We start from the raw sequence: 24625 nt of genomic DNA, 5'->3' as shown, positions 1-24625 counted from the left end.
TCATGTCAGTCATTTGGCTCTCCTGTTCTCTTATGTTTTCAGTTTGTTCCGCTATTGTTCTATTGTCAACAGGATTCTTTTCCGCTCTTCTGGCCGCGTGGCGATAGGAGAAAAGCATGTTTAAGTTTGTATTAATTGCGGGATTGGTTCTATCGACAGAGTTTACCGCAAGAGCCGAGGAGATCGATCCCGCCCGCATCGTCGAGGCGGCGACAGGCGATTGGGATGGCGACGGGCGTGCGGATCTCGCGCTGCTGCGGCTTTCCCTGAGCGCGCCAAACAAGATTTGGGGCAGCACCAGCGCTGACGGCGTCTTTGGCCAGGAACCGTCGTTGAAAGCCGCTGGCAAGTCGTCGATCGCGATACACTCACAGAACAGCGCCATCGGGCGCGACCGCTGGGACCAGACACTGACGGTGGCCTACCGCAACAAACAGTTCGTTGTCGCAGGTTACACCTACAATCAGTACGACACGCTCGACCCCAACGCCGGCGGCACCTGCGACTACAATGCGTTGACCGGCAAGCTGCAGAAGAATGGCAAAGACATCAAGGCCGAGCCGCGCGTTATCCCAATTACCCAGTGGAATGACGAAACAGCGCAAGCGGTCTGCAGGCAATAGGTTTCGTTCTTATTTTGTCTTCACAATCAGCACGGTTATTGAGAGGCTGCCGGCCAGGAGGAAACAGGCCATGAATATTGCCGCGTTAAACAGTTTCATCGTGGAGGCAAAAGCCAATACCTATGTCGGCGGCGGAAGCCCTGCACCCGCTTGCCGGACGGGATCGCACGACATCGGTTATCAGCGTGGGCCATGGCGTTACCTCGACAGTTATTTCGGTGGAGCCGATTTCGCCGGGCAGGAAGTAGTCTGGCTGGACAGCGAACCGATCTGGGCGATGAATTATTTCGGCCGCATCGTCGAGCATGCGCTGATCGACGGAGAACGGGCGGGGACGGTGATCAAGGCCGCACTGTCAAAAATGTATGCCGAGCACCGACGCTTTCTCGGCGGTTTGGAATTCGATCATGCCTTCGGCTTCTATGCCGATCAAAGCATGGGCGACTGCAGTCATTTCGCCGGCCGCGAAGTAATCGTCGTGAACGAGCGCAGGGCCTATGAACTGGACTACCGCGGCGGCCTGATACGTCCCTGATCAGAAATCCACGACCTTTCCGTCGGTGATTGTGACGCGCCGGTCCATGCGGCCGGCGAGCTCGTGGTTGTGGGTCGCAATCAGCGCCGCAAGACCGGACTGGCGGACCAGCGCTTCAAGCGCGTCAAAGACATAGCTTGCGGTTTCGGGATCCAGATTGCCCGTGGGCTCGTCCGCCAAAAGCAAGCTTGGTGCATTGGCGACGGCGCGGGCAATCGCCACACGCTGCTGTTCGCCACCGGAAAGCTCCCCAGGTCGATGAGCGCCGCGATGGCCGATGCGCATGTACTCGAGCAATTGCCCGGCTCGCTCCTTTGCTTCCTTGCGCGGCAGTCCTGCAATCATTTGCGGCATCATGATATTCTCGATCGCAGAGAATTCCGGCAGCAGGTGATGGAACTGGTAGACGAAGCCGATCTCGTTGCGACGGATCGCGGTGCGCTTGTCGTCCGGCAAGCCGTCACAGGCGTGGCCATTGATGATGACCTCTCCCCCATCAGGGTGCTCGAGAAGACCGGCAACATGCAGCAGCGTCGATTTACCCGTGCCTGACGGGGCGACGAGGGCGACGATCTCGCCGCTGTTCAGCGTGAAATCCGCCCCCTTCAGAATCGAGAGCAGCGTCTCGCCCTGGCCATAGTGGCGCTCGACACCGGAAAGCTTGAGAACGGTATTCCGCTTCATGAAGAGAGCATTCCTTATTCGTAGCGGAGGGCTTGCACGGGATCGAGCTTGGAGGCCCGCCATGCCGGGAAGATGGTGGCGAGGAAGGACAGCGTCAGGGCCATGATGACGACGGAGAGCGTCTCCCTGAGGCTCATTTCTGCCGGTAGTTGGCTGAGGAAATAGAGCTGCGGATCGAACAGCACCGTGCCGGAAACCCAGGAAAAGAACTCGCGGATCTTCTCGATATTGACACAGACAATGACGCCGAGCAGGACACCGGCGAGCGTACCGACAACGCCAATGGCGGCACCCGTCATGAAAAAGATGCGCATGATCGCGCCGGAGGTTGCACCCATCGTGCGCAAGATTGCGATGTCGCTGCCCTTATCCTTTACCAGCATGATGAGGCCGGAAATGATGTTCAGCGCTGCAACGAGAACGATGAGCGTGAGGATCATGAACATGACATTGCGCTCGACCTCAAGGGCGGAGAAGAAGGTCTGGTTGCGTTGCCGCCAGTCGGTGATCGCAATCTGGCGGCCGGCCGCAGCTTCCACCTTCGGCCGCATGGTGTCGACGTCGTCGGGATTGTCGACGAAGAGCTCAATGGATTGAACCAGCCCCTCGGCATTGAAGTAAAGCTGTGCTTCCTCGAGCGGCATGTAGATGATCGTCGCGTCGTACTCCGACATACCGATCTCGAAAATGCCGGAAACCTTGTAGGATTTGACCCGCGGATTGACGCCCATCGGCGTGACGTCGCCCTCCGGCGATATCAACGTGATGGTGTCACCGGCCTGGAGGCCGAGCTGTGTTGCCATGCCCGAGCCGATCAGGACACCTTGCCCGGCGGCAAAGCCGACAAGATCCCCGGACTTGATGTTGCCCGAGACCGTCTTCACCTTGTCCAGGTCTTCAGGCCGAATACCGCGTACCAGCGCGCCTGTGCCGGCACCGCCCTGCCCGGAGGCCAACGTCTGCCCCTCCACGAGCGGCAGGGCCAGCTTGACGCCCGGCACGGCGCCAAGCCTGTCGGTCAGCGCCGGATAGTCGTTGAACGGCGTATCGACAGGCTGAACGATCATGTGGCCGTTGATGCCGAGAATGCGGGAGATCAGCTCCGTGCGAAATCCGTTCATCACAGCCATGACGATGATGAGCGTGGCAACACCAAGCATAATGCCGATGAAGGAGAAGCCGGCGATCACCGAAATGAACGCCTCCTTGCGGCGTGCGCGCAGATAGCGCCACGCCACGAGCCGTTCGAAGGCTGAAAATGGCCGCCCGGCCGGCGAGGAGCCGGATCTGGAACCCTGCCGCTGGCTCACCGCTGCATCTGCCATCTTGCCTCCCGCCCTTCTCAGCCCAAGAGCTTGTTGATCGCCGCGTCGATGGTCATCGTTTCGCGGGCTCCCGTTTTCCGGTCCTTCACTTCGACTTCGCCGCTTGCAACGGCACGCGGGCCGGCAATGATCTGCAGCGGAACGCCGATCAGGTCGGCGGCCGCGAATTTCGTCCCGGCGCGATCGTCGGTATCGTCATAGAGGACGTCCTTGCCGGCATTCGAGAGCGCCGCGTAGATCTTCTCGCACGCCGCATCGCACGCCGCATCACCAGCCTTCATGTTGATCACGACCGCATCGAACGGCGCGACGGACGTCGGCCAGATGATTCCGTTCTCGTCATGCGATGCTTCGATGATGGCGGGAACAAGGCGGGTCGGGCCGATCCCGTAGGAACCCATGTGAACAGTATGTTCCTTGCCGTCGGGACCCTGCACCTTCGCGCCCATTGGCTCGGAATACTTCGTGCCGAAGTAGAAGATATGACCCACCTCAATGCCGCGTGCAGAGAGGCGATCCTTTTCCGGAACCGCGTTGAACGCGGCTTCGTCATGCATCTCCGACGTGGCGGCATAAAGCGACGTCCACTTGTCGAAGACTGCCTTCAGGCCCTCGACGCTGTCGAAGTCGGTATTTTCAGCCGGGATAGCAAAGTTCACGAAGTCCTTGTGGCAGAACACCTCGGACTCGCCGGTGTCGGCCAGAATGATGAACTCATGGCTGAGATTGCCACCAATCGGCCCGGTATCGGCACGCATCGGAATGGCGCGCAGGCCCAGACGGTCGAACGTGCGCAAATAGGCGGTGAACATCTTGTTATAGGAATGCTCGGCGCCCTCGCGCGTCAGATCGAAGGAATAGGCGTCCTTCATCATAAATTCACGCGAGCGCATGGTGCCGAAGCGCGGACGGATCTCGTCGCGGAACTTCAGCTGGATGTGATACAGGTTGAGCGGGAGGCTCTTGTAGGACTTCACGTAGGACCGGAAAATATCCGTGACCATTTCCTCGTTCGTCGGGCCGTACAGCATCGGGCGATCCTGGCGATCCTTGATGCGCAGCATCTCCTTGCCGTAGGCGTCGTAGCGCCCGCTTTCCTGCCAGAGCTCGGCGGACTGCAGCGTCGGCATCGACAGTTCGATCGCGCCGGCGCGGTTCTGTTCCTCACGGATGATGTTGTTGACCTTGTCGAGGACCCGCTTGCCGAGCGGCAACCAGGAATAGATGCCCTGCGACTGCTGCCGGATCATGCCGGCGCGCAGCATCAGCCGATGGGAGACGATTTCCGCCTCCTTGGGGTTTTCCTTCAGGATGGGCATGAAATAGCGAGACAGGCGCATGGCGAATTCCAGAGCTGTTGAGACACCGCATGTCGCGGAATCGAAGGCGATCACAAATATTGGCAGCGTTCATAGCTGCTTCGCGAAAGGAAAGAAACCCGCGACGGGCTGAAGCGGTCTGCCGTCAAAGCAAGTTCGCACCTCGCAAGCAGGCAAAGTAAGAAAAAGGCGAAATTATAATGGTTTGTGCGAAATTCTTATCAACAGAAAAAAATTGCTCGGGTGTAGCAAAAATGCAAAAAAACCTGATGACAAAGCCCATTCTTTGAGCTAGCTTTAGCCCACAAAACAGGCAGGGAGCTAAATTCCTGCCGATTTCGCGGTCAAGTCTTGGGAGGATCAGATCTTAGGCGCGCTTGTCGCAGCCCCGGCAACGGATAAGGATCACGCGATACTTAAAACAAGGCTTTCAGCCTTGTTTTTTTTTGGCTTTTATCAACAGTGTTCCGCCTTCCGAGACCCTTCGCTGCCCTAGCGTAAGGCCTTGCATTCCGTTGCGGCACCTCCATGCCGCAACTTCATGACATGTACATGACAACGAATCTGCGTCCGCTCAAAAACTGAGCAAACGCCCTTAGACATTGGAGAACGAAGGGCCGATTTGCGGTAGAGCGTCAAAGCCCCAGCCAAAGTAATTCGAAGAAATATACCAGAGCCCATAGATCACAGCGGAGATGATCGTCGTCATCGAAAAGACAAATACCGGCCGGAACCGGCTCGGGGCGCTGTGTACGGTTCCCAATACGATATCATTGTCTTCCGCTTGAGTACGCAGGCCGATTGGGAGGACGGCAAAGAGCGTAATCCACCAGACGATAAAGTAGACAGCAAAGCCCTGTAGAAATATCTGCAGCATCGAATTGTCCCGCTAGACTCTTTGCGACGTAACGCAACTGCGGTGCTTATAGGCCGAAATGTTCGTCAACTCAAAGCCGGTTCAGGCCTTTTCGCCGATCTCGGTCACTCTGCCGCAGCCTGCTCAGACCTGCTCTAGCTCAACCAGGGTGCCAAAAAAATCCTTCGGATGCAGAAAGAGGACCGGCTTCCCATGGGCGCCAATCTTTGGCTCGCCGTTGCCAAGAACTCTCGCACCACGTTGGACTAAATGGTCGCGAGCGGCGAGGATATCGGTCACTTCGTAGCAGATATGGTGCATTCCGCCAGACGGGTTTTTGCCAAGGAACGCAGCGATCGGCGAACCCGCTCCCAGTGGCTCCAGCAACTCGATTTTGGTATTCGGCAACTCCACGAAGACAACTGTAACGCCGTGCTGCGGCAAAGCCTGCGGGGCGGACACGGTTGCGCCGAGCATGTCCCGGTAGGCAGCCGTTGCGGCCGTAAGGTCCGGAACGGCAATGGCGACATGGTTGACCCGACCGAGCATGCGTCACACCTTCGTAACAAACACCGTGACCACGGGCTTTTTGCCCCAAGTCTGGTTTGCCGCGGCGCGGATGGCACGGCGCACCGACTCCTGTAGCAGGTCGAGATCCTTCCTGCGTGCCCGCGGAATACTTTCTATAGCACCAACCGCAGCATCGTAGAGCGTGTCCTCCATCTCGTCGCCCTCATCGTCATAGACAGGCAGGCCGATTGCAACGAGGTCCGGATCGCCAATGATATCGTAGCGGCCGTCGATCACCACGTTGACAGCGACATGACCGACATAGGAGAGCTTCTTACGCTCGCCGATACCCATCTCGTCGAAATCGCCAATCAGCGAACCGTCCTTGTAGATGCGGCCATGCGGCGCCTCGTCGATCACCTCGACAGCTCCCGGCGCCAAACGAAGAATGTCTCCGTTGCGCACCCGCGGCACGATCGAGATGCCCGACTGCTCCGCGAGTTCCTTGTGCGCCGTAAGATGCGTCGCCTCGCCGTGCACCGGCACGACGATCTTTGGCCGTGTCAGCTCGTACATCTTCTGCAGCTCGTTGCGGCGCGGATGTCCGGAAACATGAACAAGGGCCTCATTGTCGGTGATGACATGAACGCCCTGCTCGATCAGGCCGTTCTTGATATCCTGGATCGCCTTCTCGTTGCCCGGAATAGCGCGGGAAGAGAAAACGACGATATCGCCTGGTGCAAGCGCCACGTTCCGCATCTCGTCGCGCGACAGTTTGGCAAGGGCAGCGCGTGGCTCACCCTGGCTGCCGGTCAGGATGACCACGACCTTGTCGCGCGGGATATAGCCGTACTCCTCCTCGGAAATAAACGGCTTGATGCCTTCCATCAGGCCGATATCGCGAGACACGTCGACAACGCGCTTGAGCGAACTGCCAAGCAAAAGAACTTCGCGGCCTTCAGCCTCGGCCGCCTCGGCCACGGTGCGAATACGGCCGACATTCGATGAGAACGTCGTAACCGCAACACGACCTTCGGCATTCTCGATGATCTTGCGCAAACTCTCGGAGACGTCCTTCTCCGACGGCGATACGCCATCTCGAAGAGCGTTCGTGGAATCGCACATCAACGCAAGAACGCCTTCGTCGCCAAGCTGGCGGAAACGGGTCTCGTCTGTCAACGGACCGAGCGAGGGTTCATGATCGATTTTCCAGTCCCCGGTATGGATCACATTTCCGAGTGGCGTGCGTATCACCAACGACATCGGCTCCGGAATGGAGTGGTTAACCGCCACACCTTCGACGCTGAAGGGGCCCGCATTGACGGTATCGCCCGCCGTGAACAGTGTCACCGGGATCTCGCCGATGGCCGACTTCTCAAAATTGCGCTTCGCCTCGAGAAGCCCTGCTGTAAAGGCCGAGGCATAGACCGGAACGTTGAGGCCTGGCCAGAGATCGGCGAGCGCGCCGTAGTGGTCCTCATGTGCGTGGGTGATGAAGATCGCCTTCAGGCTCTTGCGCTCGCTGGCGAGATACCGAATATCGGGCAACACAAGATCGACACCTGGCAAGTCAGGTCCGGGAAAGGTGACGCCACAGTCGACCATGATCCACTGGCGATGATCCGGCGGGCCGTAGCCGTAAAGGGCGAGATTCATTCCGATCTCGCCTACGCCGCCCAACGGCAGAAATACCAGTTCGTCCTGCTTCGCCATATTATTCTTTTTTCCAATCAACCAAAGAAGACGTCGCCGGCGGCAATCGTCATCATCCTGCCTGCGCCGGTATCGAGCATCAACAGGCCATTATCATCAATTCCGGCGAAGCGGCCGGAAATCGACCGGTCCGGCAGGTTCACAGTTATCTTTTCACCAATGCCGCAGGCAACGCGGCGCCAGCGTTCGGTGATTTCGCGCACGCCACGGCCGCGATCCCATGCCACCAGGACTTCGGCCATCGACGCAAAGAGATGGGCGAAAACCTCTTCAGGGGAAGCGGAGCTCCCTTGCTCGCGCAGGCAGGTCACTGGATAGATCGGGTTGTCGGGCATGATTGCGACGTTGATACCGATGCCGACGACGAGCGCATGACGCCCGTCCGGAAGGGTTTCGCCTTCGACGAGAATGCCACAAGTCTTCTTTCGTCCGATCAGGATATCGTTCGGCCACTTCACTTCCAGTGGCTCGGCTGTGTGCGGCAGCACATGGCGAACAGCCTGATGCACTGCGACGGCAACTGCCAGGGGCAGCGAGCCGAGGCGCTCCATGGGAGCCGGATCGATGAGAAGAAGCGAGGCATAGAGATTGCCCCGCTCTGAAACCCAAGGGCGTCCCCGGCGACCGCGGCCGCCGGTCTGCTTTTCCGCCGTGATCCAGAGGAGCCCGCGATCCCCTGCCCGCGCGCGGGCAAGGCATTCGCTGTTCGTCGACGATGTCTGGGACAGAGCCTCGTGCCTGAAATCGTCGAGCGATATCCGGCGCCGTGCCTCAGAGTTCATCAAAACAGCGTCGCAGCAGCAAGCTCGGCCGCACCGCCGATCGGGCCGCCGATGAAGACATAGGCGAGAACGAAGAGGCCGGACAAACCAAAGACCAGACGAAGAGACCCCGAGACGCGAGCGAACTCGCCCGTGGCTTCATCAAACCACATCAGCTTGATGACGCGCAGGTAATAGTAGGCGCCGACGACGGACGCCAGAACGCCGATGATGGCAAGCGCATAGAGCTTGGCCTCGATCGCAGCGACAAACACGAAGTACTTCGCGAAGAAGCCTGCGAGCGGAGGAATGCCTGCCAGCGAGAACATGAGAATAGTCAGCACCGTCGCCATGAACGGATTGGTGGTCGACAGGCCAGCCAAGTCGTTGACCTCCTCGACAACCGTGCCGTCCTTGCGACGCATCGACATGATGATCGCGAAGCTCCCGAGCGTCATCACCATGTAGATGACCATATAGAGCATGACGCCGGACACGCCGGTCTGGTTGCCGGCGGCAAGGCCAACCAATGCGTAACCCATGTGACCGATCGACGAATAGGCCATCAGTCGCTTGATGTTCTTCTGACCGATTGCGGCAAACGAACCAAGCAGCATGGAGGCAATCGAAATGAACACCACGACCTGCTGCCAATCCGCCAAGACCGGCTGGAAGGCGGTGATCACAATGCGGGTCATCATCGCCATCGCGGCAACCTTCGGGGCACTGGCAAGGAAAGCCGTGACCGGGGTCGGCGCACCTTCATAAACATCCGGCGTCCACATATGAAACGGAACCGCGGAAATCTTGAAAGCGATGCCGGCAAGGATGAACACGAGGCCAAAGACGAGACCAAGCGAGCGCGCACCGTCGACGGTCAGAGCCTGGGCGATATCAGCGAAATGCGTGTGACCGGTGAAGCCATAAACCAGCGACATACCGTACAGCAGCATGCCCGAGGAAAGCGCACCCAGCACGAAGTACTTCAGGCCGGCTTCCGTCGACCTGACGCTCTCGCGATTGATCGCAGCAACGACGTAGATCGCAAGCGATTGCAGTTCAAGACCGAGGTAGAGCGAGATGAGATCGTTGGCCGATATCATCAGCAGGATACCGAGCGTGCAGAGCACGAGCAGCACCGGAAACTCGAACTTGTCGAGCTGGTTTTCCTTGGCAAGGCCGACCGACATGAAGAGCGCCGAGATCGAACCAACCAATGCCGTGATCTTCATGAAGCGGCCGAATCCGTCCGACAGGAAGACGCCGCCATAGCCAACGCCTTCGCTCGGAACGAAGATCAGCCAGAGCGCGGCAGCGGCCAGCACGATCATCGCGAGAATGCTGACCATACGGCCCGACCGCTCTCCCGAGAAGACGCCGATCATTAGCAAAGCCAAAGCGCCGACTGCGAGGATCAGCTCCGGAATGGAAAGATGCAGGCTTGCGAGAATAGTTTCAGAGGTCATGTCCCAAAAGTCCCGTCATCATTTCATCGACAGCGCAACGTCCTGCGCTGCCTGGACTGCGGCCGTATAGCTATGGATCAGCTGGTCAACCGATGCAGCGGTCACATCGAAGACCGGAGCCGGATAGACGCCGAAGAAGATTGTCAGTGCGATCAGTGGATAGAGGATCAGCTGCTCACGCGGAGAAAGGTCGAGCAGCGCCTTCAGCTTTTCCTTCTCAAGCGCCCCGAAGATCACCCGGCGATAGAGCCAGAGTGCATAGGCGGCGGAGAGGATAACGCCTGTCGCGGCAAAGAGCGCAACCCAGGTATTGACGCGGAACACGCCAATCAGCGTCAGAAATTCGCCGATGAAGCCCGAGGTGCCCGGCAGACCGACGTTTGCCATCGTGAAGACCATCATCGCAACCGCATACTTCGGCATGTTGTTGACCAGACCACCATAGGCCGCGATCTCACGGGTATGGGTTCGGTCGTAGATCACGCCGACGCAAAGGAAGAGAGCGCCCGAGACGATGCCGTGCGACAGCATCTGGAAGATCGAGCCCTGCAAACCCTGCACATTCGCCGCGAAGATGCCCATCGTGACGTAACCCATGTGGGCAACCGACGAGTAAGCGATCAGCTTCTTCATGTCGTCCTGCATAAGCGCCACCAGAGAGGTGTAGATGATGGCGATGACAGACAACGCGAAGACAAGCGGTGCGAAGAACTCGGAGGCAATCGGGAACATACCGAGCGAGAAGCGGATCAGACCGTAGCCGCCGAGCTTCAGCAGCACGCCAGCCAGGATGACCGAGCCTGCGGTCGGCGCTTGAACGTGCGCATCCGGAAGCCAGGTGTGAACCGGCCACATCGGCATCTTTACTGCGAAGGACGCGAAGAAGGCCAACCAGAGCCAGGTCTGCATCTGCGGCGGGAACTTATATGCGAGCAGTGCGGGAATATCCGTCGTGCCGGCCTGCCAGTACATCGCCATTATGGCGAGCAGCATCAAAACGGAGCCCAGCAGCGTGTAGAGGAAAAACTTGTAGCTGGCGTAGACACGATCCTTGCCACCCCAAACGCCGATGATGAGGAACATCGGAATGAGACCGGCCTCAAAGAAGACGTAGAAGAGAACGATGTCGAGCGAAACAAAGACGCCGACCATCATCACTTCCAGGATCAGGAAGGCGATCATGTAGTCCTTCAGGCGCTTCTCGATCGAAAGCCAGCTCGCCAGCACGCAGAAAGGCATGAGGAAGGTCGTCAGGATCACGAAAAGCATCGAGATCCCGTCAACGCCGAGATGATAGCTGATGCCGGTGCCGAGCCAGTTGTGCTTCTCGATCATCTGGAAACCGGGGTTCGCATTGTCGAAGCCGATCCAGACGAAGAGCGAGAGGACAAACGTCACGATCGTCGTGATCAACGAGATGTTGAGCACGTTGCGGCGGCCACTCGGACCATTTTCATTCATCAGCAGCAGGAGCACCACGCCGACGAGCGGCAGGAAGGTGACCGTTGAAAGAATAGGCCAATCGGTCATCAGAAGGAACTCCCGAGCATCATCCAGGTAACAAGCGCCGCAACGCCGATCAGCATGGCGAAAGCGTAGTGATAGAGGTAACCGGTCTGCAAGCGCACGACGCGGTTCGTAACATCCACGACGCGGGCAGCGACGCCGTTCGGGCCGTAGGTATCGATGACGCCGACATCACCCTTCTTCCACAGGAACCGACCGACCGCCTTTGCCGAGCGGACGAAAAGGAAGTCGTAGAGTTCGTCGAAGTACCACTTGTTCAGAAGGAATTGGTACAGCACACGATGCTGCTGCGCCAGCACACGCGGCGTCGACGGTGACTTGATGTACATGTACCAGGCCGTCACGAAACCGATGAGCATGGCGATGAACGGGCTGAGGCTGACCCAGGCTGGAACGTGATGGAACTCTTCTAGCAGCTCGTTGTGCTGCGATGTGAAGATCGCACCCTTCCAGAACTCGGCATATTCCTCCCCGTAGAAGCGACCTTCGAAAAGGACGCCGGCAAGAACCGCTCCGGCAGCGAGCAGGTAGAGGGGCACGAGCATGACCTGCGGGGACTCGTGAACGTGATGCATCACTTCATGGGAGGCACGCGGTTCGCCAAAGAAAGTCAGGAAAGCCAGACGCCAAGAATAGAAGCTCGTGAACAGGGCTGCGATAACCAGCAGCGTAAAGGCAAAGCCTGCGACCGGCGAATGCGAAGCGTAAGCCGCCTCGATGATCACGTCCTTCGAGAAGAAGCCGGCAAAACCAATCGGTGTGAACGGAATACCGACGCCGGTGAGCGCAAGGGTGCCGATCGTCATCATCCAAAAGGTCACGGGGATGTGCTTACGCAAACCACCCATGTATCGCATGTCCTGCTCGCCATCGACCGCGTGGATGACCGAGCCGGCGCCAAGGAACAGCAGAGCCTTGAAGAAGGCGTGCGTGAAGAGGTGGAAGATGGCGGCGCCATAGGCGCCGACGCCGAGTGCGACGAACATATAGCCGAGCTGCGAGCAGGTCGAGTAAGCGATGACGCGCTTGATGTCGTTCTGCACGAGGCCGACCGTTGCCGCGAAGAACGCGGTGATGGCGCCGATCGTCGTTACGAAGACAAGCGCATCTGGCGAAAGCTCAAATAGCGGCGACATGCGGGCGACGAGGAAGACGCCTGCGGTAACCATCGTAGCGGCATGGATGAGCGCCGAAACAGGCGTCGGACCTTCCATGGCGTCAGGTAGCCAGGTATGCAGCAGGAACTGCGCCGATTTACCCATCGCACCCATGAAGAGCAGAAGGCAGGCGCCGGTCAGCGCGTGTGCCTTGTCGAGGTGCATGCCGAAGAGGTTGAGAACGATCTCGCCGCCCGTGCCACCGCCCTCGGCCGGAGCAAAGCTCGCGGCATTTGCGAAGATGGTGTCAAGGTTGATCGCACCGAACAGGACAAACACGCTTGCAATGCCGAGGATGAAGCCAAAGTCACCGACGCGGTTAACGACGAAAGCCTTGATCGCGGCCGCGTTTGCCGACGGCTTCTTGAACCAGAAGCCGATCAGCAGATACGAAGCGAGACCAACGCCCTCCCAGCCGAAGAACATCTGCGCCAGGTTGTCGGCCGTTACCAGCATCAGCATCGCGAAGGTGAAGAGCGAGAGATAGGCGAAGAAGCGTGGACGATGCGGATCATGATGCATGTATCCGATCGAATAGACGTGCACCAGGGTCGAGACCGTGTTGACCACGATCAACATGACCGAGGTGAGCGTATCGACGCGCAGCGACCAGGATACGTCGATGCCACCGGACTGAATCCAGCGCAGCACCTCGACCTTGATCGGGCCGCCTTCATGGTTGCCCATACCGACGGTGATGAAGACATACCACGACAGCACCGCCGCGATGATCATCAGGCCCGATGTAACGTATTCCGATGCCTTGGCGCCAATCGCGCGGCCGAAGAGGCCGGCGATGATTGCGCCAATCAGGGGAAGAAAGACGATAGCCTTATATAAAAACATAGCCTTATCAGCCCTTCATCATATTGACGTCTTCGACGCCGATCGAGCCGCGGTTGCGGTAGAAGACGACGAGAATTGCAAGACCGATAGCCGCTTCAGCCGCAGCGACGGTCAGAATAAACAATGCGAAAACCTGGCCGACGATGTCGTTGAGGAACGACGAGAAGGCGACCATGTTGATGTTGACCGCAAGCAGAATTAGCTCGATCGACATCAGAATGACGATGATGTTCTTGCGGTTCAGGAAGATGCCGAAGACGCCGAGCGTGAAGAGGATGGCGCTGACCGTCAGGTAATGGGAAAGTCCGATGACCATTGTATTTGTTCCTTAAGCTCGCGCCTGCCTCACACGCCCTGACCCGGCTTGACCTTGACCACTTCGACGGCGGTCTCGGGGCTGCGGGCAACCTGGCGGGCGATATTCTGCCGCTTGATGTTCTGGCGATGCTTGAGTGTCAGCACGATCGCACCGATCATCGCGACGAGCAGCACCAGACCAGCGATCTGGAAGAAGTAGACGTAATTCGTATAGAGCACATCGCCGAGAGCGGCGGTATTGGTGCGCTCGGTCAATGGCGGTATCGGCATCGTCACCGTCTTGGCGATCTCCGGCGAGATCACACTGCCACCGCCGACAACGATCAGCTCAGCCGCAAGGATCAACCCGATGATCGCACCGATCGGTGCGTATTCGAGGACGCCCGCGCGCAACTCCGTAAAGTCGATGTCGAGCATCATCACCACGAAGAGGAAGAGAACGGCGACGGCACCGACGTAAACGACGAGCAGGATCATCGCCAGGAATTCGGCGCCGAGCAGCAGGAAGAGGCCAGCCGCGTTGAAGAAAACCAGGATCAGGAAGAGAACCGAATGAACCGGATTCTTCGACCAGATGACCATGAACGCCGACGCTACCGCGACAAAGGCGAAAAGATAGAAAAATAGAGCCTGCAGACCCATGTTGGTGCCTTTTTCATCTTCCCCCGGGCTGCCGGGAGTTTCCCTGCCCCATGAAGCTTCGCGCGGAACTCTCCGGCAAAACTCCGGTGCATGTTGACCGGAAGCCACGCAAGCGGCGACACTCCGGCATTTCAATTTCGATCAACGGTACGGCGCGTCCAGTGCGATGTTGCGCGCGATCTCGCGCTCCCACCGGTCGCCGTTGTCGAGGAGCTTCTGCTTGTCGAAGTAGAGCTCTTCGCGCGTTTCCGTCGCAAATTCGAAATTCGGGCCCTCGACGATCGCATCGACCGGGCACGCTTCCTGGCAGAAGCCGCAGTAGATGCACTTGACCATGTCGATATCGTAACGAACCGTGCGGCGCGTGCCATCATTGCGGCGCGGGCCTGCTTCGATGGTGATCGCCTGTGCAGGACAGATAGCCTCACAAAGCTTGCAGGCGATGCAGCGCTCTTCGCCGTTGGGATAACGACGCAGCGCGTGTTCGCCGCGGAAGCGCGGGCTGACCGGTCCCTTTTCGAACGGGTAGTTGACCGTTGCCTTTTGCTTAAAAAAGTACCGGAAGGTCAGCCAGAACGCACCGACGAATTCCTTCAGGAACAGCGAGCTGACCGCGTTGGACAAGCCTGCCATCTTCAACCTCCAATATTGCTTGAAACGAGGGCCGGCATGATCATGCCCAACCCGTCAGCTTCAGCACGAATGCAACGATAACGACCATGGCGAGCGACAGCGGAAGGAAGACCTTCCAGCCGAGGCGCATCAGCTGGTCGTAGCGATAGCGCGGCACGAATGCCTTGACCATCGCGAACATAAAGAACACCAGGCACGACTTCAGCGTGAACCAGATAACACCTGGAACCCAGTTCAGGAACCATACGTCGACGGGCGGCAGCCAGCCTCCGAGGAACAGGATCGTGGTCAGCGAGCACATCAGAACGATGGCCGCGTATTCGCCGAGCATGAACATCATGTAGAGCGAGGAGCCGTATTCGACCATGAAGCCGGCGACGAGTTCGGATTCGGCTTCCGGAAGATCAAAAGGCGGGCGGTTCGTTTCAGCCAGCGCCGAAATGAAGAAGACAATGAACATCGGGAACAGCGCCAGCCAGTGCCAGTCGAGGAAGGACGACGGCAGACCAAGGCGCGTACCGAGGCCAGCCTGCTGGGCATGGACGATGTCTGTCAGGTTCAGCGAGCCAACGCAGAGCAGAACGGTGACGATAACAAAGCCGATCGAGACTTCGTAGGAAACCATCTGTGCGGCTGAGCGCAACGCGCCAAGGAAGGGGTACTTCGAGTTCGAAGCCCAGCCGCCCATGATGATGCCGTACACTTCAAGCGACGAGATCGCGAAGATGTAGAGTATGCCGACATTGATGTTGGCGATAACCCAGCCATCTGCCAGCGGCACGACCGCCCAGGTCGACAGTGCCAGAAGCACGGTGACGAGAGGAGCAAGCAAGAAGACCGCCTTGTTGGCACCGGCTGGAATAACCGGCTCCTTGAAGACGAATTTCAAAAGATCGGCGAAAGACTGGAAAAGACCCCACGGGCCCACCACATTCGGACCGCGGCGAAGCTGCACGGCTGCCCAGATCTTACGGTCGGCCAACAGGATGTAGGCGATGAAGACGAGCAGGCAGACCAGGAGAAGAAGCGACTGACCGACCATCAGGAGGCCGGGCAAGACATAAGTTGAAACAAACGATTCCATAGTCCCCTGCCCTTACTCTGCCGCGACTTTGAAGTTGTTGCGGGCCAATGCCGAGCACTCGGCCATCACTGCCGAGGCGCGCGCGATCGGGTTCGTCAAATAGAAGTCTTTGACCGGCGACGCAAACCCGGATTTGGTCATCTTGCCGGCTTTTTTCGCGACTGCGGCAATTTTGGCGCTGTCGCTTTCAGCGATCTCGTCGATCAGCGCGAAATGCGGGAACGCGGCATAGAGCTTCGCCCGCAATTCGCTAAGCGAATCAAACGGAAGCTTCTTGCCAAGCACGTCTGAAAGCGCACGCAGGATCGCCCAGTCTTCGCGGGCGTCGCCCGGCGCGAAGCCGGCGCGATTGCCCATCTGAACGCGACCCTCGGTGTTGACCCAGATGCCAGACTTTTCGGTGTAGGCAGCCGCCGGCAGGATGACGTCGGCATTGTGGGCACCATTGTCGCCGTGCGAGCCGATGTAGACCGTCAGCTTTGCCTTCTTGGCAGCGAAATCAAGTTCGTCGGCGCCAAGCAGGAAGAGAACGTCCATCGAGGTCAGCATCTCGGCGGCGTTAACGCCCTTGGCACCGGGAACAAAGCCAAGGTCAAGACCGCCGACGCGTGATGCCGCGGTGTGCAGCACGGCAAAGCCGTTCCAGCCTTCGACGACTGCGCCGACGGTGCCAGCAAGCTTTGCAGCCGTTGCAAGAACACCAGCCCCATCAGTGCGTGACAGAGCGCCTTGACCGATGAGGATCATCGGCTTCTTGGCATCCGTCAGGACCTTCGCGAACGCATGGTTGCCGTCGGCGAGATCCTTCAGCGTATCCGGACCAGCACCGAGATATTCATAGTCATATCGCAGTTCACCAGCTTCACCGATCACGCCGATCGGGAAGTTGCCGCGACGCCAGCGCTTGCGGATGCGGGCGTTGAGCACGGCAGCTTCGAAGCGCGGGTTGGCGCCGATGATCAGCAGTGCGTCCGCCTGCTCGATGCCTTCAATCGTCGGGTTGAAGAGGTAGCTTGCGCGGCCGAGCGACGGATCAAGTGCCGTCCCATCTTGGCGACAGTCAAGGTTGTCGGAACCAAGCGACTTTACGAGCTCCGACAGCGCGTACATTTCTTCGACGGATGCGAGATCGCCGGCGATCGCACCGATCTTCTCGCCGCTGGTTGCTGCAACGGCGGCTTTGATGGCGCCGAAGGCTTCGCCCCAGGTCGCTGCCTGCAGGCGGCCATCCTTGCGGACGTAGGGTCGGTCGAGACGCTGTGTCTTCAGACCATCCCAGATGAAGCGGCTCTTGTCAGAAATCCACTCCTCGTTGATCTGATCGTTGACGCGCGGCATGACGCGCATGACTTCACGGCCACGCGTGTCCACACGGATTGCGGAGCCAAGCGCGTCCATGACGTCGATCGTTTCGGTCTTGTTCAACTCCCACGGACGCGCCGTGAAGGCGAACGGCTTCGAGGTCAACGCTCCGACCGGGCAGAGGTCAACGATGTTACCCTGCAGCTCGGAGGTCATCGCCTGCTCGAGGTAAGTGGTAATTTCAGCGTCTTCGCCGCGGCCGATCAGGCCGAGTTCGGAGATACCGGCCACTTCAGTCGTAAAGCGAACGCAGCGCGTGCAGTGAATGCAACGGTTCATGACCGTCTTTACGAGCGGCCCAATGTACTTGTCCTCGACGGCGCGCTTGTCTTCCTGATAGCGGGACGAGTCGATGCCAAAGGCCATCGCCTGGTCCTGCAGGTCGCATTCGCCGCCCTGGTCGCAGATCGGGCAATCCAGCGGGTGGTTGATCAGCAGGAACTCCATCACGCCTTCGCGGGCCTTCTTGACCATCGGCGTGTTGGTGAAAACCTCTGGGAGTTCGCCGTTCGGGCCGCCGCGGATGTCGCGAACGCCCATGGCGCAAGATGCCTGCGGCTTCGGCGGGCCGCCCTTCACCTCAACGAGGCACATGCGGCAGTTGCCGGCAACCGAAAGGCGCTCATGGAAGCAGAAGCGCGGAACTTCAGCCCCGGCTTCCTCGCACGCCTGCAGCAGCGTGAAATGATCCGGAACTTCGATCTCGTTGCCGTCAATCTTCAGTTTTGCCATCGTCACTCAGTCCTGTTTTCCGTTTGCCGGATGGCGGCAAACAAACCCACTTTGCAACAGTTTCGCTGCCAGGCCGGATTCTTATCCCGTTGGCATCGGTGTCGCTCAAATTCTCCGCCGATCCCGTAGCCCCGGATCAGCCTTCGGCCTCAGCAGTTTCAGGCCCTGCCCTCCACTCTTCAGCCTTGACCTTGCTCCGACCTATTCGGCCGAAAAATTCACTTCCGCTTTCGCCCCTTGGCGGCCAGTGCTTTGGCCTGGCCAACCCAGCCGTCACGAGCGATCCGTCCGTCAAAACCAAGCTCTGCGTCGATGCGGGCGACATCCTCGTCGGACCAACCGGCGATTACCGCGAAGGAATGGATGCCCATGGCATTCAGCACCTGCTCGATCTTCGGGCCGATTCCGGCAATCTGCTTCAGATCGTCGGTCTTGCGAGCGCGCGATGCGCGCTTGGCAGCCACATCGGGCTTGGCAGCAGGCTTGAGTGGAACGACAGAAAGCTCGACTTTTTCCGCGCCCTTTTTTGCAGCCGCCGGGCGAATGTTCTCCGGTCTTACCTCAACCAGCGGCTTGCCCTCTTCGGGCGGCGACTCGTCGAGAGCGGCTGCGAGCTTACTTGTTGCATCGAGTGCGCCCTGCAGGGCGCCGAAGAATGCGCCTGCCATCTGCGTCGTAAAGCCGAAGCCGATCGCCGTGGCTGCAGCCATTGCGGCCGCCGGGTTCACCATCACAGGCGGCACCGGCAGCGCTTGGGCGTTCTCCAGCATCTCGGCAGCAAGGCGGCCGAACTCGGCCGAGAAATCAGCCACTTCCGCCTTCTTTCTGCTCTCGGATGCCTTCGTTGTCATCGCGCTTACTCTGCAGCCTCAAGAACAGCACCGTGGTCCAGTGCGCTTGCCGTATACTGGTCGATGCGCGCCTCAATCTCGGGACGGAAATTGCGGATCAGACCCTGCACGGGCCATGCGGCGGCATCGCCGAGCGCACAGATGGTATGACCTTCGATCTGCTTGGTGACCTGGAACAGCATGTCGATCTCGCGCTTCTGGGCATTGCCCTTGGCCATGCGCTCCATCACTCGCCACATCCAGCCGGTGCCTTCACGGCACGGCGTGCACTGGCCGCAGCTCTCATGCTTGAAGAAGGCCGAGATGCGAGCGATCGCCTTGATGACGTCGGTCGACTTATCCATGACAATCGATGCGGCGGTACCGAAGGACGAACCGACAGCGCGCAGGCCGTCGAAATCCATCGGGCAATCGATGATGTCCTTGGCCGGAACGATCGGGCACGATGCGCCGCCCGGAATAACCGCGAGCAGGTTATCCCATCCGCCTCGGATGCCACCTGCGTGGCGATCGACGAGCTCACGGAACGTGATGCCCATTTCCTCTTCGACTGTGCACGGCTTGTTTACGTGGCCCGACAGCATGAACAGCTTGGTGCCGACGTTGTTCGGACGACCGATCGCCGAGAACCAGCCAGCACCGCGACGCAGAATGGTCGGAGCGACAGCAATCGACTCGACGTTGTTGACTGTCGTGGGGCAGCCATAGAGACCCATGTTTGCCGGGAATGGGGGCTTCAGGCGCGGTTGGCCCTTCTTGCCTTCCAAGCTTTCGAGCAGCGCAGTTTCCTCGCCGCAAATATAAGCGCCAGCACCATGGTGGACGAAAATGTCCATATCCCAGCCGAGCTTGTTGTTCTTGCCGAGCAGGCCGTAGTCATAGCATTCGTCAATTGCCGCCTGCAGAGCCTCACGCTCGCGGATATATTCTCCGCGGACGTAGATGTACGCAGTATTCGCCCCCATCGCAAAGCTCGCGATGACGCAGCCTTCGATCAGCGTATGCGGATCGTGGCGCATGATATCGCGGTCTTTGCAGGTGCCCGGCTCTGACTCGTCGGCATTAACGACGAGATAGTGCGGGCGACCATCACTCTCCTTCGGCATAAAGGACCACTTGAGACCGGTTGGGAAGCCGGCGCCGCCACGACCACGAAGACCAGAGGCCTTCATTTCGTTGATGATCCAGTCGCGACCCTTTTCCAGGATCTGCTTGGTGCCATCCCAGTGGCCTCGCGCCATCGCACCCTTCAGGGACTTGTCCTTGAGGCCGTAAATGTTGGTAAAGATGCGGTCTTTATCGTGTAACATACTTCACCCCTTACCGCGGCTTCTTACCGAAGACTTTAACGTATTCGGCTTCGCCGCCCTTGGCGAGCGCCTTGGCCTGCTTGACCCAGTCGTCCCGCTCGATGCGCCCCTTGAAGTTAAGGTACCCATCGACCCATTCGCGCTCGGCCTTCTTCCAGCCCGCAACCTGCGCGAAGGTGAAGATGCCGATTTCGTGCAGGGTTGCCTCGATCTTCGGGCCTACACCGGAAATCATTTTCAGATCGTCGGGCGTCGCGGGCTTTTCGATGCTGGCAGGACGGTTCTTGTCGGTCAAAGACGGCTTGCCGATAGTTTGCACCAACGCTGTGGTTGCCGGCGCGGGCTGCTCTTCCACCGCCTTGACATTCTTGGCTGCGGATTTCGGCGCAGTGACCGGTGTTTTCAGCGCTGCATTGGTTTCAGCATCGGTGCTTTTCGCACGGGCTGCCTCGGACGGAGGAACCGGCGCCGCGTCAACGGTGGCTGTCACAGCTTCTTCGACTGCCCGCTTGGCAGAAACCTTCTTCACCTTCTCTTCGGTCAGCGTCGTCGGGCCGCCTTCCGGCGACGAGAAATGACGGTTGATCTGCGGGCCGGGCGCGATGCTTGCACCTTTTCCAGCCTCGAACGTATCGATGATCTCCCCGAGACGTTCAGGTGTCAGATCCTCGTAGGTGTCCTTGCCAATCATCACCATCGGCGCGTTGACGCAAGCCCCGAGACACTCGACTTCTTCCCACGAAAGCGTCCCCTCGGCGTTGCGCTCGAAGGGATGATCGTGGATTTTGCTCTTGCAGACCGCCATCAGGCTTTCCGAACCGCGCAGCATGCAGGGCGTCGTCCCGCACACCTGGATGTGGGCGCGCGTGCCGACCGGGTTCAGCTGGAACTGCGTGTAGAAGGTCGCGACTTCGAGTACGCGGATGTAGGCCATATCGAGCATATCGGCGACCTTTTCAATCGCGGCACGCGTGACCCAACCATCCTGTTCCTGCGCCCGCATCAACAGCGGGATGACCGCGGATTGCTGACGGCCTGCGGGATATTTCTTGATCGTCTTTTCCGCCCAGACCGCGTTCTCGTCATTGAAGGCGAACGCAGCAGGCTGGAATTGATCTTCGGCTAATCGACGAACGGACATTCTTCCTCACGCCTTGTCAGTTTATGGTCCCACACTGCGATGCCGTCAGAGACTTCATCTCGCATGCGTAGGCCGACTGGTCTTTTTGCAAAAACACAACGAACTTGCCGCCGTTCGGGACGGCGGCCTTGATTTCATAGCCCTTGGACAAGAGCTCACGCACAGATGCAGTTGCTGCCGGCGGCTTCACCTCGTCCTGGCCCAACTTCGGGCCCATTCCGCCGACGTCCTGGGCGAAAGCCCCGGAAGCAACGAAAAGAACGAGAGCGGCAAGCGGCAGCAGCTTCATCAGCGGTCCACCTCACCGAACACGATGTCGAGCGAGCCGAGCACGGCCGTCACGTCAGCGAGCATGTGGCCCTTGCAGAGGAAGTCCATCGCCTGCAGGTGGGCGTAGCCCGGTGCACGGATCTTGCAACGGTATGGCTTGTTGCTGCCGTCGGCGACGACATAGACGCCGAACTCGCCCTTCGGTGCTTCGACGGCTGCATAAACTTCGCCGGCTGGTACGTGGTAGCCTTCGGTGTAAAGCTTGAAGTGGTGGATGAGCGCTTCCATCGAACGCTTCATTTCGCCGCGCTTCGGCGGAACGACCTTGCCGTCGATCGACGAAACCGGTCCGGTCAAGGAGCTGCCCATCAGGCGCTCCACGCACTGCTTCATGATGCGAACCGATTGGCGCATCTCGATCATGCGGATCAGGTACCGGTCGTAGCAGTCACCGTTCTTGCCGATCGGAATGTCGAACTCCAGGTCGGAGTAGCACTCGTAGGGTTGCGAGCGGCGCAGGTCCCAGGCGGCGCCCGAGCCGCGAACCATCACGCCCGAAAAACCCCATGACCAGGCGTCCGCCAGCGACACAACGCCAATATCAACGTTGCGCTGCTTGAAGATACGGTTGTCGGTCAAAAGGCCTTCGATATCGTCCAGAACCTTCAGGAACGGATCGCACCACTTGCCAATATCCTCGACCAGTTCCGGCGGGATATCCTGGTGGACACCACCCGGACGGAAATAAGCCGAGTGCATACGGGCGCCACAGGCGCGCTCGTAGAACACCATGAGCTTTTCGCGCTCTTCGAAGCCCCAAACCGGCGGCGTCATCGCGCCGACGTCCATGGCCTGCGTCGTCACGTTCATGATGTGCGACAGAATTCGGCCAATTTCGGAATACAAAACTCGAATCAGCTGACCGCGAATCGGAATCTCGAGCTTCAGCATCTTTTCGACAGCGAGCGCGAAAGCGTGTTCCTGGTTCATCGGCGCGACGTAATCGAGGCGATCGAAATAAGGAACGGCCTGGAGATAGGTCTTCGATTCGATCAGCTTCTCGGTGCCGCGGTGCAGCAGGCCGATATGCGGATCGACGCGTTCGATGATTTCGCCATCGAGCTCCAGCACGAGGCGCAGAACACCGTGCGCGGACGGGTGTTCCGGCCCAAAATTGATCGTAAAATTGCGAACGTTATGTTCAGTCATAGCGACGCGCTCCGCGCTGGCAATTGGCATGAGACGGCGAACAGAGAGGCTTCAAGAAATCCGAGCCTCATCTTCACTTCGCCGCCTTCTCGTCTCCCGGCAGCACGTATTCAGTGCCTTCCCACGGGGACAAGAAGTCGAAATTGCGGAATTCCTGCTTCAGTTCGACAGGTTCATAGACGACGCGCTTCGCATCATCGTCATAGCGCACCTCGACGTAACCGGTCGTCGGGAAGTCCTTGCGTAGCGGGTGGCCTTCAAAGCCGTAGTCTGTCAGTAGACGGCGCAGATCGGCGTGACCGGAGAAGGGAATGCCGTACATGTCCCAGGCTTCGCGCTCGAACCATTCGGCCCCCTTATAGACGGCAGTTGCCGACGGAACCGACTCACCATCAGCCACGGCCACCTTGACACGGATGCGCAGGTTCTGCTTCGGCGACAGCAGGTGATAGACGACATCGAAACGCTTTTCGCGCTGCGGCCAGTCGACTCCGCAAATATCGATCATGCTGACGAAGCCGCACCGCGCGTCGTCGCGCAGGAACGTCAGCAGCGCCAGAATCATTTCTGGCACCGCGGTTACATTCAGCTCATCGTAGCTGATAGATGCATCAAGAAACAGGTCACCACGCATCTCACGGAGATACGAGGACAGCTCGCTCAAGGCTTCACTCATGACAGTCCTCCGCCCTTAGCGCTCGATCGTTCCGGTTCGACGGATCTTCTTCTGCAAAAGCAGCACCCCATAGAGCAGCGCTTCTGCCGTGGGGGGACAGCCCGGCACGTAGATATCGACAGGAACGACACGATCGCAACCACGCACGACCGAATAGGAATAATGATAGTAGCCGCCGCCATTGGCGCAGGACCCCATCGAGATCACATAGCGCGGCTCAGGCATCTGGTCGTAGACCTTGCGGAGTGCCGGGGCCATCTTGTTGGTCAGTGTGCCGGCAACGATCATGACGTCCGACTGGCGCGGCGAAGCACGCGGTGCAACGCCGAAGCGCTCCATGTCATAACGCGGCCCGGAGACCTGCATCAGCCCTTCAACGGCGCAGCAAGCAAGACCGAACTGCATCCACATCAGCGAGCCCGTGCGCGCCCAGGTAATCAGATCGCGAGTCGAGGTAACGAGAAAGCCCTTATCGGCCAGTTCATCGTTGATCTCACCGAAGAAGGCGCTGTCGCTGCCGATAGGCTTGCCCGTAGCGGGATCAATGACGCCTTTCGGGTGCGGCGCCACGAGCGCCTTGTCGCTTTGGGCTATTCCCATTCCAGGGCTCCCTTTTTCCACTCATAGATAAAGCCGATGGTCAGCACGCCCAGGAAGACCATCATGGACCAGAAGCCGAACCAGCCGATCGCGCTGAACGAAACGGCCCATGGAAAGAGGAAGGCGACTTCAAGGTCGAAGATGATGAAGAGGATCGACACCAGATAGAACCGGATATCGAACTTCATGCGGGCGTCGTCGAATGCGTTAAAACCACATTCGAAAGCCGAAAGCTTTTCCGCATCAGGCGCCTTGAAGGCAACGGCAAACGGCGCGATCAGAAGCGCCAGGCCGATTACAAGGGCGATACCAATGAAAATAGCGATCGGAATATAGGAACTGAGCAGTCCAGTCATCAGGTTCATCCCTGCTTGCGGGCTGCGCCAGGAAGGCGCAAGTGGGCAATTGCCCGGCAAGCGAACGTGCGTTGCAACAGAGCCGTGGTTAGCGCAGCCAGCGCCACGGCGCAAGACTT

General features: G+C 58.9%; 25 protein-coding genes. 2 read left to right on the top strand and 23 right to left on the bottom strand.

Features of this window, described 5'->3' with window-relative positions:
* Positions 1-116: 116 nt before the first annotated feature.
* Positions 117-623, top strand: a complete 507-nt coding sequence (locus BN77_RS11380) for a hypothetical protein (protein WP_007531826.1) — start codon at positions 117-119, stop codon at positions 621-623.
* A gap of 70 nt (positions 624-693) precedes the next feature.
* A complete protein-coding gene (locus BN77_RS11375) occupies positions 694-1158 on the top strand; it encodes a DUF5680 domain-containing protein (protein ID WP_007531824.1) in 465 nt (154 codons plus the stop codon).
* Here BN77_RS11375 and BN77_RS11370 read toward each other — a convergent pair whose 3' ends face one another.
* The 23 genes from BN77_RS11370 to BN77_RS11260 all read right to left on the bottom strand — a co-directional run bounded on the left by BN77_RS11370 (position 1159) and on the right by BN77_RS11260 (position 24506).
* Positions 1159-1842, bottom strand: a complete 684-nt coding sequence (locus BN77_RS11370) for an ABC transporter ATP-binding protein (protein ID WP_007531822.1) — start codon at positions 1840-1842, stop codon at positions 1159-1161.
* A 14-nt stretch (positions 1843-1856) separates the two neighbouring features.
* Positions 1857-3167 (bottom strand): lipoprotein-releasing ABC transporter permease subunit, encoded by a 1311-nt coding sequence (locus BN77_RS11365; RefSeq protein WP_007531820.1) that lies wholly within the window; start codon positions 3165-3167, stop codon positions 1857-1859.
* Positions 3168-3184: 17 nt separating this feature from the next.
* Entirely contained in the window at positions 3185-4507 is a 1323-nt protein-coding gene (proS, locus tag BN77_RS11360; RefSeq protein ID WP_007531818.1) for a proline--tRNA ligase, read from the bottom strand.
* A 574-nt stretch (positions 4508-5081) separates the two neighbouring features.
* Positions 5082-5363 carry a DUF1467 family protein gene (locus tag BN77_RS11355; RefSeq protein ID WP_007531817.1) on the bottom strand — a complete coding sequence of 94 codons (282 nt, stop codon included), beginning with the start codon at positions 5361-5363 and terminating at the stop codon, positions 5082-5084.
* A 123-nt stretch (positions 5364-5486) separates the two neighbouring features.
* Complete coding sequence (mce, locus tag BN77_RS11350) at positions 5487-5891, bottom strand: methylmalonyl-CoA epimerase (RefSeq protein ID WP_007531815.1); 405 nt, start codon at positions 5889-5891, stop codon at positions 5487-5489.
* Between the two features lie 3 nt (positions 5892-5894).
* Positions 5895-7565 (bottom strand): ribonuclease J, encoded by a 1671-nt coding sequence (locus BN77_RS11345; RefSeq protein WP_007531813.1) that lies wholly within the window; start codon positions 7563-7565, stop codon positions 5895-5897.
* 17 nt (positions 7566-7582) lie between these two features.
* Complete coding sequence (locus BN77_RS11340) at positions 7583-8347, bottom strand: biotin--[acetyl-CoA-carboxylase] ligase (RefSeq protein WP_007531811.1); 765 nt, start codon at positions 8345-8347, stop codon at positions 7583-7585.
* Positions 8347-9792: an NADH-quinone oxidoreductase subunit NuoN gene (nuoN, locus tag BN77_RS11335; RefSeq protein WP_007531809.1), complete on the bottom strand. Its 1446-nt coding sequence runs from the start codon at positions 9790-9792 to the stop codon at positions 8347-8349. The genes BN77_RS11340 and nuoN overlap by 1 nt, the downstream gene beginning before the upstream one ends.
* Positions 9793-9810: 18 nt before the next feature.
* Positions 9811-11322 carry an NADH-quinone oxidoreductase subunit M gene (locus BN77_RS11330; RefSeq protein WP_007531807.1) on the bottom strand — a complete coding sequence of 504 codons (1512 nt, stop codon included), beginning with the start codon at positions 11320-11322 and terminating at the stop codon, positions 9811-9813.
* Positions 11322-13322, bottom strand: a complete 2001-nt coding sequence (gene nuoL, locus BN77_RS11325; protein ID WP_007531805.1) for an NADH-quinone oxidoreductase subunit L — start codon at positions 13320-13322, stop codon at positions 11322-11324. The genes BN77_RS11330 and nuoL overlap by 1 nt, the downstream gene beginning before the upstream one ends.
* 7 nt (positions 13323-13329) lie before the next feature.
* Positions 13330-13638: an NADH-quinone oxidoreductase subunit NuoK gene (gene nuoK / locus BN77_RS11320; RefSeq protein ID WP_007531803.1), complete on the bottom strand. Its 309-nt coding sequence runs from the start codon at positions 13636-13638 to the stop codon at positions 13330-13332.
* A gap of 29 nt (positions 13639-13667) precedes the next feature.
* Positions 13668-14282, bottom strand: a complete 615-nt coding sequence (locus BN77_RS11315) for an NADH-quinone oxidoreductase subunit J (RefSeq protein WP_007531799.1) — start codon at positions 14280-14282, stop codon at positions 13668-13670.
* A gap of 141 nt (positions 14283-14423) precedes the next feature.
* On the bottom strand, positions 14424-14915 hold the full coding sequence (gene nuoI, locus BN77_RS11310) for an NADH-quinone oxidoreductase subunit NuoI (RefSeq protein ID WP_007531797.1): 492 nt from the start codon (positions 14913-14915) through the stop codon (positions 14424-14426).
* A gap of 40 nt (positions 14916-14955) precedes the next feature.
* Positions 14956-15999, bottom strand: a complete 1044-nt coding sequence (nuoH, locus tag BN77_RS11305; RefSeq protein WP_007531795.1) for an NADH-quinone oxidoreductase subunit NuoH — start codon at positions 15997-15999, stop codon at positions 14956-14958.
* A 12-nt stretch (positions 16000-16011) separates the two neighbouring features.
* Entirely contained in the window at positions 16012-18093 is a 2082-nt protein-coding gene (nuoG, locus tag BN77_RS11300; RefSeq protein WP_007531793.1) for an NADH-quinone oxidoreductase subunit NuoG, read from the bottom strand.
* A 218-nt stretch (positions 18094-18311) separates the two neighbouring features.
* A complete protein-coding gene (locus BN77_RS11295) occupies positions 18312-18944 on the bottom strand; it encodes a 5' DNA nuclease (protein ID WP_007531791.1) in 633 nt (210 codons plus the stop codon).
* Positions 18945-18949: 5 nt separating this feature from the next.
* Positions 18950-20254 (bottom strand): NADH-quinone oxidoreductase subunit NuoF, encoded by a 1305-nt coding sequence (nuoF, locus tag BN77_RS11290; protein WP_007531789.1) that lies wholly within the window; start codon positions 20252-20254, stop codon positions 18950-18952.
* Positions 20255-20264: 10 nt separating this feature from the next.
* On the bottom strand, positions 20265-21395 hold the full coding sequence (locus BN77_RS11285) for an NADH-quinone oxidoreductase subunit E (protein WP_007531787.1): 1131 nt from the start codon (positions 21393-21395) through the stop codon (positions 20265-20267).
* Between the two features lie 16 nt (positions 21396-21411).
* The gene (locus tag BN77_RS11280) at positions 21412-21684 is read right to left on the bottom strand and encodes a hypothetical protein (RefSeq protein WP_007531785.1); all 273 of its coding nucleotides are present in this window, start codon (positions 21682-21684) and stop codon (positions 21412-21414) included.
* Positions 21684-22874, bottom strand: a complete 1191-nt coding sequence (locus BN77_RS11275) for an NADH-quinone oxidoreductase subunit D (RefSeq protein WP_028744856.1) — start codon at positions 22872-22874, stop codon at positions 21684-21686. The genes BN77_RS11280 and BN77_RS11275 overlap by 1 nt, the downstream gene beginning before the upstream one ends.
* A 73-nt stretch (positions 22875-22947) precedes the next feature.
* Positions 22948-23550, bottom strand: coding sequence for an NADH-quinone oxidoreductase subunit C (locus tag BN77_RS11270; RefSeq protein ID WP_007531780.1), 603 nt, complete (start codon positions 23548-23550; stop codon positions 22948-22950).
* A 15-nt stretch (positions 23551-23565) separates the two neighbouring features.
* Entirely contained in the window at positions 23566-24150 is a 585-nt protein-coding gene (locus BN77_RS11265) for a NuoB/complex I 20 kDa subunit family protein (protein WP_007531778.1), read from the bottom strand.
* Entirely contained in the window at positions 24141-24506 is a 366-nt protein-coding gene (locus BN77_RS11260; protein WP_007531776.1) for an NADH-quinone oxidoreductase subunit A, read from the bottom strand. Before BN77_RS11260 ends, BN77_RS11265 begins: the two co-directional genes overlap by 10 nt.
* Positions 24507-24625: the final 119 nt, after the last annotated feature.

This window comes from Rhizobium mesoamericanum STM3625, from assembly GCF_000312665.1.
In the GTDB taxonomy this organism is placed as follows: domain Bacteria; phylum Pseudomonadota; class Alphaproteobacteria; order Rhizobiales; family Rhizobiaceae; genus Rhizobium; species Rhizobium mesoamericanum.
Note: the sequence above shows the minus strand (reverse complement) of the source record. Positions and strands in the feature narration are given on the sequence as shown.